General features: G+C 47.2%; 10 protein-coding genes. 4 read left to right on the forward strand and 6 right to left on the reverse strand.

Annotated features, from left to right (window positions below):
- The first annotated feature begins 28 nt into the window (after positions 1–28).
- Positions 29–760, forward strand: coding sequence for a MerR family transcriptional regulator (locus WM46_RS05300; RefSeq protein ID WP_061077728.1), 732 nt, complete (start codon positions 29–31; stop codon positions 758–760).
- A 369-nt stretch (positions 761–1,129) separates the two neighbouring features.
- Here WM46_RS05300 and gap read toward each other — a convergent pair whose 3' ends face one another.
- Positions 1,130–2,140: a type I glyceraldehyde-3-phosphate dehydrogenase gene (gap, locus tag WM46_RS05310; RefSeq protein WP_061077727.1), complete on the reverse strand. Its 1,011-nt coding sequence runs from the start codon at positions 2,138–2,140 to the stop codon at positions 1,130–1,132.
- Positions 2,141–2,218: 78 nt separating this feature from the next.
- Complete coding sequence (locus WM46_RS05315; RefSeq protein ID WP_102601646.1) at positions 2,219–3,199, reverse strand: GlxA family transcriptional regulator; 981 nt, start codon at positions 3,197–3,199, stop codon at positions 2,219–2,221.
- A gap of 232 nt (positions 3,200–3,431) precedes the next feature.
- On the opposite strand from WM46_RS05315, the gene WM46_RS05320 reads away from it, so the two are divergent.
- The gene (locus WM46_RS05320) at positions 3,432–4,196 is read left to right on the forward strand and encodes a class I SAM-dependent methyltransferase (protein ID WP_102601647.1); all 765 of its coding nucleotides are present in this window, start codon (positions 3,432–3,434) and stop codon (positions 4,194–4,196) included.
- A 136-nt stretch (positions 4,197–4,332) separates the two neighbouring features.
- On the opposite strand, the gene WM46_RS05325 is transcribed toward WM46_RS05320, so the two are convergent.
- From WM46_RS05325 to WM46_RS26815, 4 genes are all read right to left on the reverse strand, one after another.
- Entirely contained in the window at positions 4,333–5,502 is a 1,170-nt protein-coding gene (locus WM46_RS05325) for a MalY/PatB family protein (RefSeq protein WP_102601648.1), read from the reverse strand.
- A 51-nt stretch (positions 5,503–5,553) separates the two neighbouring features.
- Positions 5,554–7,002 (reverse strand): Na+/H+ antiporter NhaC, encoded by a 1,449-nt coding sequence (gene nhaC, locus WM46_RS05330; protein WP_102601649.1) that lies wholly within the window; start codon positions 7,000–7,002, stop codon positions 5,554–5,556.
- Between the two features lie 112 nt (positions 7,003–7,114).
- Positions 7,115–8,044, reverse strand: coding sequence for a transcriptional regulator MelR (gene melR / locus WM46_RS05335; protein WP_102601650.1), 930 nt, complete (start codon positions 8,042–8,044; stop codon positions 7,115–7,117).
- A gap of 760 nt (positions 8,045–8,804) precedes the next feature.
- Positions 8,805–8,927: a transposase gene (locus WM46_RS26815; RefSeq protein WP_219817862.1), complete on the reverse strand. Its 123-nt coding sequence runs from the start codon at positions 8,925–8,927 to the stop codon at positions 8,805–8,807.
- 206 nt (positions 8,928–9,133) lie between these two features.
- Between WM46_RS26815 and WM46_RS05340 the strand changes: the two genes are divergently transcribed.
- Positions 9,134–10,219 (forward strand): DNA cytosine methyltransferase, encoded by a 1,086-nt coding sequence (locus WM46_RS05340; RefSeq protein WP_102601651.1) that lies wholly within the window; start codon positions 9,134–9,136, stop codon positions 10,217–10,219.
- A gap of 9 nt (positions 10,220–10,228) precedes the next feature.
- Positions 10,229–12,994: a hypothetical protein gene (locus WM46_RS05345; protein ID WP_102601652.1), complete on the forward strand. Its 2,766-nt coding sequence runs from the start codon at positions 10,229–10,231 to the stop codon at positions 12,992–12,994.
- The last annotated feature ends 26 nt before the right edge of the window (positions 12,995–13,020 follow it).

Here is a 13,020-nt window from a genome sequence, read left to right on the forward strand (position 1 = left end):
ACGTTTCGGTTCACGTATGAGGGACACTATGGGATTTTACAGCATAGGCGATGTCGCTGAACGATGCGGCATCAACCCCGTTACCCTGCGCGCCTGGCAACGGCGCTACGGATTGTTAAAGCCCCAGCGCAGCGAAGGCGGCCATCGTCAGTTTGATGAAGAAGATATCCAGCGTATTGAAGAGATCAAGCGATGGATTAAAAGCGGGGTGTCAGTAAGCAAGGTCAAAGTGTTGCTGGAACAAGGCACTGTGGCAACCGATGATGACTGGACCACTCTGCAGGAAGAAATGATGGGTGTGCTGCGTTTTGCCCATCCGGCTAAGCTGCGGGCCAAAATCGGTGCTCTCGCCCGTGAACATACTTCAGGCGATCTTATCGATCACATTTTCGTTCCCGTACGCCAACGCCTCAGCCTCGACCATAATACGGCCCGCATTATGTGCAGCCTGCTTGATGGCGTACTGATTGAATTTGTGACCGCCTGTTTGTCCGAAGCCCGCAAAAAAGCCGGCAAAGATGCGTTGCTGATTGGTTGGGATACCGAAGACCGCACACGTCTATGGCTGGAAGCCTGGCGTTTGTCTCAGCAAGGCTGGCACATCGCCGTACTGGCAGAGCCGCTGGATTCTCCACGTCCGGAGCTCTTTCCTGGACAACAGCTGTTTGTTTGGACCGGCATCGAACCGACCCGCCGCCAACAGGAATTGCTTCAGCATTGGCACGAGCAGGGTTATTCGCTGGTCTTTCACCATCCCTGATTCCATCACCGCTCGTCCACGCCCTCGCTCTGAGTGGCGGCGTGATGTCGAGGTTTTGTCACCTTTGATGCCTCGCGAACAGAAATCGCCCGTCACCAGAGTGCTAAATGACGTTTAGCATCAGGCGATTCCTGCTAACGCGTTTTTGCATCTTTAGCGGCGATACGCTTAGCGTGGACATTCAGAATATAACTGCTCACTTCAGCCAGGCTGTGCGTTGGGTTACGAGTCTGACACTGCGTTTGGTAAAGCCTTTAACGTGTGATGGGATGATCACCCGGGCAGCATCGCCAGGTGACGGCTGGCAAACGGCAGAGATTAAAAATCCACGCCAGGCGTGGATTTTAGAGGAAGTGTGAGGACAGGGGGTTAGCGTTCACGCCTTGCCATCAACAGCGCCAGGTCGACGAGGCGGTTGGAGAATCCCCATTCATTGTCATACCACGCCAGAATTTTGACCATATTTCCGCCAATCACCAGCGTCGACAGACCGTCAATAATGGAAGAACGCGGGTCACCCTGGTAGTCGCTTGAGACGAGCGGTTCATCGCTATAGCCGAGGATCCCTTTCAGCGGCCCCGTCGCGGCGGCTTCACGAAACGCATTATTGACCTCTTCAGTCGTCACATCCCGCTCAAGCGTTACGGTGAGATCGACAATGGAGACCACCGGAACCGGTACGCGCAGCGAGTAACCAGTTAAGCGACCCTCCAGCTCAGGAATGACTTTGCCGAGCGCCTTCGCGGCACCGCTGGAGTAAGGCACAATCGACAGTGCGGCGGCACGGGCGCCACGAAGATCTTTTTCCGGCTGGTCATGCAGCGCCTGGCTGTTGGTATAGGCGTGGGTAGTGTTCATCAGACCATGCTTAATACCGAAATGCTGGTGCAAAACCTGCGCGGCAGGTGCCAGACCGTTGGTGGTGCAGCTACCATTGCTGACCACGACGTGTTTATCCGGGGAGTAGAGGCCATCGTTAACGCCCATCACGATGGTTAAATCTTCGTTTTTACCGGGGGCGGAGATAATCACGCGTTTGGCGCCACCGCTGTGGACATGCACCGCTGCTTTGTCACGGTCTGTGAAGAAGCCGGTTGCTTCAATAACAATATCAACTTCGCTTTGACGCCATGGGATGTTGGCGGGGTCGCGTTCGCTGAACACAGTAATGGGTTTACCGTCAACGACAAGCTGTCCTTCACCGGCGGTGACGTCGGCATCGAGTTTACCGAGCAGCGAATCGTATTTCAGCAGATGCGCCAGTGTCTTACTGTCTGTCAGATCGTTGATTGCCACAATCTGAATATCCGGGTTACCCAGCGCAGCACGCAGTACGTTGCGTCCGATACGACCAAAACCGTTAATACCGACCTTTACCATGATCAACTCCTTATCTGTTGTCTCTGAAGGTAATGTAGGTCGGTCACCATTTGGCGTAAATGACAAAAAAGGATCACTTTACGCCATTTTGCGGCAGTGAAAGCGCTGACGGTATTCTCCTGGCGTGAGCTGAAGCTGTTTTTCAAACAGTCGCCGCAGGTTAATGCTGTTGCCAAATCCCGTTTGTTCAGCGATACGATCCAGCGTCTCGTTGGTCTGCTCCAGACGCTGTCGGGCGGCGGCCAGACGGGCTTCGGCGACGTAACGAGCCGGTGAAGCGCCGGTTTCCCGGGTAAACACGCGGGTGAAATTACGTGGGCTCATGGCGACTTTTTCCGCCAGTTTATCCACACTGAGGTCGGCGGTGAGGTTGTCGAGCAACCAGGCCTGTAGATCGCTAATGGGGCCCTGGGTGCTGCTCTGCTGAAGGTTGTAGCGGCTAAACTGCAACTGGCCTCCGGGACGGCGCAGGTACATGACGAAGTCCTGAGCGATGTCGCGTGCCAGACTGAAGCCGTAGTCCTCTTCAACCAGCGCAAGCGTCAGGTCAAAGCCGGAACTAACCCCGCCAGAAGTCCAGATGTGTTCGTCCTGAATGTAGAGCGGACCGCCTTCGACGCGCACCTGAGGAAATTCTGCCTGCATGGTTTCCAGTAGCTTCCAGTGGGTGGTAGCCCGTCTGCCGTCCAGCAGTCCGGTTTGCGCCAGCAGCATTGCACCGCCGCAAATGGATGCAATGCGGCGGGCATGGGGAGCGGCAAGGCGCAGCCAGTCAACGACCGCAATCCCTTCCTGCGGGTTTTGACCTCTGCCGGTGATAATGATGGTATCGAGAGGCTCACGAGGGTCAATTTCATGCAGGCGATGATCTGCCAGTAAGTTTAGACCGGACTGACCATGGATCACCTGATGTGGCTGAGTTGTCGCTAACTGAACCTGGTAACAGGTGTCCGTTGCGCCTTCCGGATGCAGGCGGTTGGCCTGCATCAGAATGTCGGCAATACCAGCGGATTCGAACAGCATCCCGCCATCGGGGACAATGATGAGTATCTTCTTCATGTCCTGAAAAGTAATCTTTTTACAGAATAAGTCAACAGCGCAGACGCAGACGAAAAAAGTCTTATCCCTGCTGAAGTGACAGTACCACTTTTGACCGCCAGCCAACGGGCCGTGAGTCGTAACGATAAGCGGCGAGTGAGCGCATGGTTTATCTCTTGATGAAAATCATTCTCGTTTTCACGTCATTATGTTAACTTGCTTTTAATATGCAACTTATCGTAAGGACATCGTCATGAGTGCAAGTGAGAAAGCCGGACATACTTTTTTAGCAAGCCTGGGGAAAACCCGTTTGCGGCCCGGCGGCGTTGAGGCAACCGAATGGCTGTTCAATCAGTCGAATCTCACGGCGGACAGTATCGTGCTGGAAGTCGCCTGCAATATGGGCACCACGTCTATCGAACTGGCGCAGCGCTTTGGCTGCACGATATATGCCATCGATATGGATAAAAACGCGCTAACAAAGGCCCGGCAAAACGTCGCGGCTGCGGGTCTGCAGGATAAAATTCAGGTGCTGGATGCGAACGCCACTAAATTACCTTTCGCCGACGAGGCTTTCGATGTCGTGATTAACGAAGCGATGCTGACCATGTACGTGGACAAGGCAAAATCCCGGCTGGTTGATGAGTACTACCGGGTGCTTAAACCCGGCGGTCGTTTGCTGACACACGACATCATGTTTACCCATGAACATCTGGAGGCGGGCGGGCAGACGCAACTGGAAAACGTTGTGAAATCCAACGTCAGCCCGATGAGCCGAACGGCGTGGAAAGCACTGTTTATCGCCAGCGGTTTCCAGTCGGTCAACACACATCACGGCGCGATGTCCCTGATGTCCCCGGCAGGGCTGATTCGCGACGAGGGTCTGGCGCGCACGGTGAAAATCCTGTTTAACGGATTGCGCACCCGTGAGAACAGGACGCGCTTTCTGGGGATGTTCCGTTTCTTCCGTCGTCACCGCCATCAGTTGAACTATATCGCCTGCTGCTCACGGAAATAGTGCCTGATGAACGGATGCAGCGGTCTGCCATAGAACGCAAATCTGGAAAGACTTATTGATCGCCGTATATTGCGCCGGTAGCAATATACGGCGTTCACCGGTTTTATACGTTCAGGGCAGGGGCCGCCTTACTCTGCTAGACAGATAATGTACTGTATGCTGACTTAAGATTTTCCATTGCCTGAACCAGGACTGAACGAGGACATCCCACGTTGATCCGCATATGCTTCTCCCCGCCAGGACCGTACTGAAGCCCTGGAGAAAGGCCAAGCTGTGCATCTTTGATGAAAAATGAGGCCAGTTCTTCGTCATCCATCCCTAGCTTTTCAGCATTCAAAAATAATAAATAGGATGCCCCGCCATAGATCACTGAGATTTTGGGACAATAGCGCTCAATGGATTGCTTCACAAAGTTAACATTTTCAGCCAGGTAGACCCGCAACTCCTGATACCAGTCGTCACAATCGGTGTACGCCGAAAAAATAGCCGACTGCTGAAGATAATGGGTTTCCGCGAGGTGGCAGCAATCAAGAAAACGATAGAGCTTATCTCGTAATTGCCGATTTTTTATAATCATAAATCCGCCCTGAATGCCAGGCGTATTAAATGTTTTGCCCGTGGAGTGGAGGACGACAGATTGGTTCTCCATATCATCATCGACATTGAAAAAAGGGATGTGTTTTTTATCTGTCAACGTTAAATCGCAATGCACTTCATCAGAGATGACAATGACACCTTCTTCATGACAAAAACGTTTTATTTTTAAAAGCGTCTCTTTGTCCCACACAACCCCGCCGGGATTGTGTGGGGAAACGAACAAAAACAGTTTGGATTTTTTCAATTTTTCTCTGAAATCATCCCAGTTAATGCTATAGGTTCCATTATTCTCAATGAGCGGAGACTGGAGTAAATGACGATAACTACCCGGTACAAAATTCCGGTATGGGTCATATACCGGAGTGAGCGTCAGTATGTTATCACTGGGTTCCGTCAGCGCTAATAGCGATAAAACCACAGTTTTTATCACGCCCGGAATAAAATGTAACCATTCCTCATTAAGCAGGCAGTTATACCGTTTTTGATACCAGTGAATGACAGATTCTTTCCAGCCAGGATAATCCATGTTGTAACCCTGTACAGGCTGAGATAACACCGTAGCCAATTCTGTTAGAATAGCCTGCGGGGTTTTGAAATCCATATCTGCAATCCATAACGGGATGATATCTTCCGTACCGAACATTTGTTTCATTTGTCCGATTTTACGGCTGACAGGCGCTCTGTCGATGACACTATCAAATAAAGACATATTTATTACACCGATATCTTTTAGGTTAATTCTGGTAATACTCTCTGTAAATCAGGAAGCGGTTGTGTATTCTGGGTCTTCACTCGGTTCATAGCGTGCAATGCCTATGCCCGTGGCCGCCCATAATAAAGCAAAGAATACGCCGCTATAACATAAAATAGCCCATGGAAGATAATCGAGCGTGGCCACGCCCAGCATGGTTGCACAATATACCCCGGACGCTGACCAGGGGATAATTGGCTCGACTACCGTGCCAGCATCTTCCGTTGTTCTTGAAAGGTTTTTCGTTGCCAGTCCCCGTCTTTTATATTCCTCTTTGAAGGCATCACCGCACAGCAGCAGGGGTAATGTTCCATTTGCGGTACAGGCACAAATGGTAAAGGCGCTCACAATTGTTGTTAATACTAATCTGAACGTCGATTTTACCCCTTTTGTCAGCGCCCGGATGACGGTGTGAAGTGAGCCTGTCGCACTCATCGCGCCTGCAAAGCTGAACGCGCTAAAAACCGTAACGAAGCTACTGAACATCGAGATTGCCCCACCGCGTTCCAGCAGACGTGGCAGATCTGAAGACAAAGAGGCAATATTTACCCCATCCGCCATGCTCAGGCGGAATCCGCTGACCACTGAGTCACCAACCGATGAGGGGGTAAACGACTGAAATACAAGAGCCAGGATGACTGATACCAGCGTGGAAAGAAAGAGCATAGGAATTGGTGGCTTTTTGGTCAGAGAGCCATAAAGCACAATGACAGGCGGCAACAGAAGCAGCGCATTGAAATGATAGACTTTTGCGATTGACGTCATCAAAACAGTAATGGTGTCTGGCGTTGTTGCGGCGGTGTCTATATTGAGCCCCATATATGCATAAACGATGCAGCACAAAATAAACCCGGGTCCCGTTGTCCAGAGCAGATGTCCAATATGTGAGTATAAATTGACACCTGCCGCTAATGCAGCCATGTTTGTGGAGTCCGAAACTGGTGATAATTTATCCCCAAACCAGCAGCCTGAAACAATCGCGCCTGCGGCGATCGCTAACGGTATATTCAGGCCAATTGCCACACCGATCATTGCAATCCCAATTGTCCCCATTGACCCCCACGAGGTGCCGGTACAAACAGAAATGAGAGCCCCTAAAAAGAACGCTGAGATATAAAAATACTGCGGGTTAATGATTTTAAGACCATAATATATCATCATCGGTATTGTCCCTGATACCATCCATGCTCCGATTAAAAAGCCGATACTGGCGACAATTAAAATGACCGGTAAGGCTTCTGAAATTTTCGTACAAATTGACTTTAGTATATCGTCCCACGTGTAACCGTGTGCCATAGCGACAAATGAGGCAGCGGCTGTACCTAAAAGAATCATGGGTTCCGCACGAATATTAAAGATGAAATATCCGATACTGATTGCAGCCAGCATGACGATCATAGGGAACAGCGACCAGAAAAAAGAAGGCTGTCGCTTATCTTTTGGTTTTTTATATATCATTTTTTTGCATTCCTGATGCTATTTTATACGGGTAGATGTTCAGAAATAATTTACGTTTTACTCATGGTGGTTTGTTTTATAATCAAGGTTATTTTCGGTGAAATACTCATGATTATATCGGCTGATATCTGCGTTCCTGACTAAGTTTGCGATATTCTTTGGGTGCCATACCGACATGGTTTTTAAAAATGCTGTAGAACCGACTGCTGGACGTAAACCCTGCCAGCATGGCTATATCCAGAATGGTTTTGTCGGTATCACTTAGCAATGCACGCACATGATTGATGCGTAGTGCCATAATGTATTGTTTGATAGATAACTGCATTGCTCTTTTAAATATTCCCATGGCGTAATTAGCGTTTAATTTCACGTGGTCTGCGATATCGTTTACCGTGAGTTGTTTATCACAGTTTGCGGCGATAAATTCGAGCATCTGGCTGACATAAAACTGAGCATGCCGCGAGGTACCGTTCAGAAGCGTATAGGATGCTTTACTGACCGATACCGGGGCCCAGCCGGATAAACTAAAACGCTTGAGCATAAGTGCGATCTCATCAATAGCCAGTTGACGAATGTGAGTGCTTTTGCTGTTCAGCTCATGTTGCCAACGCTGGACTTCAATGACGCTAAGTTGCTGCACAGCCTGGGACTGTATTACCCGGCCATGCGTCACATGATTTATCAACTCGCGATCCAGTGGCCACGATAAAAACAAATGCATAGGCAGATTAAAAATCGCCATTTTCTGACAGTGGCCTGGGTCGGTTAACTGGTGCGGTGTACAGGCCCAGAATAACGTCACATGGCCTTGATGAATCTTTATTACTTCATCATTGATCAAATACTCCACATCACCATCGAAAGGGATGTTGATTTCAATCTGTCCATGCCAGTGGCTGTATGACATCGCCAGCGGAGCACGAAGTTCGATATCCATCTTCTGCGACTCTGAATACAGGGCCAGAGGACTTTTGGTTTGCTTGTCATAACTACGGCACATATGTGGATCATACGGTAACCGTGGGAAGTTTTTATCCGCCATAGCCATCACTCCAGATCAACAGCCAAAAGAACATTCATTGTGAAGCGTTTTTAAAGCTTACCTGAAAACACTCCCAACTTTACCTACATTCCATACAATTTATTCCCGGAAACTCAGATTTCCATGTTGCTGATTAGCGATCTGAGTTTCCAGGAGAAAACAGATCATCAGGCGATGTTGACGCAGATGTTTCCTGTATTCCTCATGAATCCAGGCGCGAGGGGAGGGTATAGTCGCCGGTGGGCGTGAAGATGAACAATATGACGGAGGACTCACGTCAGACGAGAAATTTCAGTCGGTATTGAAAAGCAAAATCCACGCTATAGCGTGGATTTTATGGGAATTGCTGATGCCTGTGAGATCCCGAAGAACCTCCTAAGACAACAAAAACGACTTAGACGTTGAACAAAAATTAATGTCTCAATATCTTGTTTTTATTGTTAATATATTTTAATTTCTTTAGTTATACTCACTTTTGTACTCATCTTTGACTTTGTTTGCCACGCGAATGGACGGATGAAGTGTGTTGTCGTTTGCCACCACAGAACTATATCTGGCGATCTGCGACGGATACACAGTGCAAAGCAAACCTGAATTTTGCTAGTGTAGCGGGTTTGTAAATCCCATACTCATTAGTTCAGACGTGCCAGCGCCAGCTCTTTTTTGCCAGTATGTCCTACAGCATGGTTTTGTCGAAGCTCAGTCGGCAACCAGTCGCATCTGTTCCAATTCTAAGGGGAAATCCCATCATATTCTTGCGTCACGTATGAAATGTGGAATCGGAGGTACTCAGCTTACGACAAACTTCCGGCACAGATGTACCCAACTCGTCCAACTTCAGGGCAAAGATAATCTGTTTGTCGGTAAATCGTAACATTTTCATCGGTATAACCTCCGCTTAGGGGAGTGAATATCATGCCGGAGTCCGGTTTTTGAATGGCACAGAATGTCGGGGTAGGGTGAAAAAATCAAACATGCTGATGTAAGATTTGTTGTGCTAATGTATAATCTTTCCTCATGATTTTATGGATAAATTGATAATCCATTGAGAGTTTTTGCACAGTTATAAAAGAATTTTGGCATGGGTATATGAACAGTATTTTCGAAAGAGACAATGATAATATCCGAGTACTTTCACTATTCTCCGGTTGTGGTGGTATGGATTTTGGGATTACCTCAGCCGGTGGAGACATCGTCTTTGCCAACGATGTCGTAGAGAATGCCTGTAAAACATTAGGAAATTATTTCCCCGATACTGATGTCAGACATAGCGATATCTCTCAAATTCAGTCTTTTCCAGATGTTGATATTGTTGTTGGTGGCTATCCTTGCCAGTCATTTTCAATGGCAGGTAACAGAAAACCAAACAATGACGACAGAACAAATCTTTATAAACACTTTCTACGGGTATTAGAGACCGTTCGGCCTAAGTATTTTGTTGCTGAGAATGTTTCTGGCTTGAAACATTTGGGAGCCGGTAGTTTTCTGGAACAACAGCTCACAGCATACAAAGCTGCCGGATACCAGGTCAGCTATCATATGGTAAACGCAAGGGCTTATGGCGTACCTCAGTCACGCAAGCGTTTGTTTATCATTGGTGTCAGAAACGATCTGGGGCAATACTTTGAATTTCCTGCTGAAACACATGGCAAAGCGACAAAAAAGAATCCTCATTTAAAACCCTATGTTTCGCATGGTGAGGCTATTAGGGATTTACCACTATGGCCTGAAGGTGAGTTTTACGAACGACCACATGATCCTGAAGGGCATTTCTCATGGTATTTCATGTCCCGAAATCGTAAAGCTCTATGGGACAGCCCTGCTTACACCGTCGTAGCTAACTGGCGTCATGTGACATTACATCCTGCCAGCCCGGTGATGAAGTTAACATGGTCAAACCTGGAGGATGGCTGGAAGCAGCGCTGGGACTTTTCTGATGAATATGAGCATCTAATTGTTGATACTTCTCGTCCCAAACTGGAACAGGCAAGGCGGTTATCATGGCGGGAATGTGCACGAATACAAACTTTTCCACAGGGTTTTGAGCCTGTAGGAGACGTCGAGTCAAAATTTACCCAAATTGGTAATGCTGTTCCTCCACTGCTGGCTGAGGTACTTTTTCGGCATTTATTTTCTGGTACTGGTTTGAAAATGATGACAGCGAACGGTAATTAGGCGGTGAGTATGGATGATTCTTTCCCGGTTACTTTAGAAGAATGGAATGCTGAACTAGTAAAGATCGTCTTTCTTGAGTCTTCGCATACGGGCTCGACTTTAAGCCGAATTGATACTACGGGCCGCATTTTTGAGCAACTTGCAGGTCCACGTAGCAAAGAGGATGCTAAGCGAAGTTTCCTGATTTCGTTTGGAAAAAAAGCGTCTAAAATCCAGGATGCTCTCAGAGATGAGTCGCGATTAGACATTTTAGCGCAAATAAAAGGATACCCTACTTATTTTGCCGTTTTATATTTAACATTACTTGCTGCCAGTGCTGATGATGAAACACATGACGAAGGGGATTTTCGGGTTCGATTTTCTGTGCTGCTTGGCTTTGATAAAAATAAAAAATTTGTTTTTACTGAATTACCCAACTTATGGGAAAGGTTAGAAAGATGGAGTAGTAAAAGACAAAACTGTACCCGTTTAATCTTGCCAAGGCCATCAAAGCATGAAAGATTGATTGGGTATTCCAAGAGAATTGCTTTTCCCTGCTACAAAGATGAGGTCTTTTTACGGAATATTCTCATCGATAATAAACTAGATAACTATTCAACTTTTGAATCAGTTAATAAGGTAGTACATCAATATATATCTTATTTTAGCGAGGTTTTTAACCAAGAGTTTATTGAGTTCAGAACATTACTTTCAAAGGCTGCCATGCAGCAGGCTTATGACTCTCCTTTTTGGGGCGCTGTTCGTGATATCACTGTACATACGGAGAGAGAACAACTCAAAGAGAATGGTAAGTATTGTATTCACATGGAGTTTAATGATTCAGGTAATCCGGAGATTTATCTTCTTATGGATGACGCTGCTGCTACAGCCTCAGAAATCCAGCATTATTACTCCTTGCCTAATGAAATAGAGAACTATAATAATATATATTACGAACGAGACATAGGCACCACATTAAATTCCTTGGATTTATTATTAAAAAAACGGAAGGGTTATTTCTATAAATCACGAGTGGGAGTCGCATTGCGGTCTGGGTGTTTACCGCTTTTTCGTGATGATTTTTGTCATATTAGTTCAGAAGGAGAATATTATGAAGATTCTCCAACCTATTTAATACTTCATCATACATATGCAGACAGTGTTTTCACTGTCTTGAAGAAGGTTGGCGAAAGAGTACAACGTCGGGATATTAAATCTACCAAATGGTCGATAGTTTCTTCCGATAAAGTTGGCAGGCAAACGCTGGATAAGATTGCCCGTTTGTTACCAGAAGAAGCCCGTCGTTTTCTAATACAGGGATGGCAGCCTGCTCGACCTCGTATGTCAGGTGCAGCGCGATTTGGACAGGCTATACTGCTTAACCCTGCCAGTACACCGATAATTCATATGCCTGAAGTACTAAGAGGATGCTATGTCATCAGCAATAAAGACGGAGAAGAATTAACTCATGGCTCGCTATCTCAGGGAGCTGAAGGATTATTCATTCCACCAGAGGAGTTGATGGAAATATCTGGTCAGGCATTTTGTCGCTACGAACTTACGTTAGCGCATTCAGATATCCCAGTAAATTTTGATGTGCACGTGTTAGATCATGCGCCTTACGCCACTTATTGTAAAATTTCAGAGCCACATGATTGGCTGACTGATGGACCATCGGGAGTATTAATGGCGTTAGGGGATACGGCAGTGATCCCCCCACTGAAACGCGAAGAAATAACGCCATTGAGTGGTGCTCAGATGTTATGGCAGTATGAAAATGGCTTTCCTGTAACATGTCAATATACTGAATTACATAATATACCCGCAGCATTTGACTGGATCGCTGAAGCGCTGGCCTTGCGTTTTCAACGCCGTAGCACATTGCCTTTTGGTGAATTAAAAAAACATATTGAACCGGTATCACAGGTAACGAGGATACCCGAATGGCAATTGCGTCGCATGCTCTTTGCCGCTGGCTGGCTTTGTGTAGTACAACGACGTCATGCGCCATATTCGTTAGTCTCATTGGCTGAAAGAACCATTTCCGTTGATGTCACTGAGCAGGGAATTGTTGCCCGAATTCTGGGGATGTTTACAAGAAGTGAACGTAATCTTCTACAAGAAGCACTTAATAACGGTGAGCGAATAGGGCGTCGGTTAGTTGAGGATAACGGCTGTTCAATGGGTTGTATTGAATTGCATCTGTCAGCCAGAGAGCGTGTCCATGCTTTCATTGAACAGTTTGGGTTACGTTTGGTTAATCACGACGATTTCCCCGTAAATGCTTTGAGCGGAGTATTGCTACCGATGTCTCAAATGCAGTTTACCCCGGCTTTACCCCCGGATCTCCATGTGTCGCTATGGCAAGCTGAAAAATACCAATGGTCAGAAGAACAGCGGATTACTCAAACGGCAAATAATCTATTGATACGGTGTCAGGAAAAACAGCGTTATCGTTATTTTATTAGGCAGAATGCTGGATACTGGCAAACCGATAGCTTCTCCTGGGCCTTAATGGCTCAGATGATATGTTCAGGAGAAACGGTTGGTGTGCAAAAAGGCGATAGTGGCTGGTGCTGGTCAACGAAAATTATTGCGTTACCGCCCTCCGTTTTACAGTGGTGGATCCATGTTGCCCATGGATGCTTGTCGATAACAGATAACGGTGGTTACTTATTTGCAGGGGGGAAAGTTCCACTCTGGGACAATGTAATGACCTTCCCCTCCTGTCAACGAGCGTTGGCACGACGGAACAGAGCGCTGACAACACGCAAGTTGCGCAGAACCTTACAGTAATTTTACAGAATCAGGTGGTAAGGAGA

The sequence above is a fragment of the Citrobacter freundii complex sp. CFNIH2 genome (assembly GCF_002880615.1).
Classification (GTDB): Bacteria; Pseudomonadota; Gammaproteobacteria; order Enterobacterales; family Enterobacteriaceae; genus Citrobacter_A; species Citrobacter_A amalonaticus_F.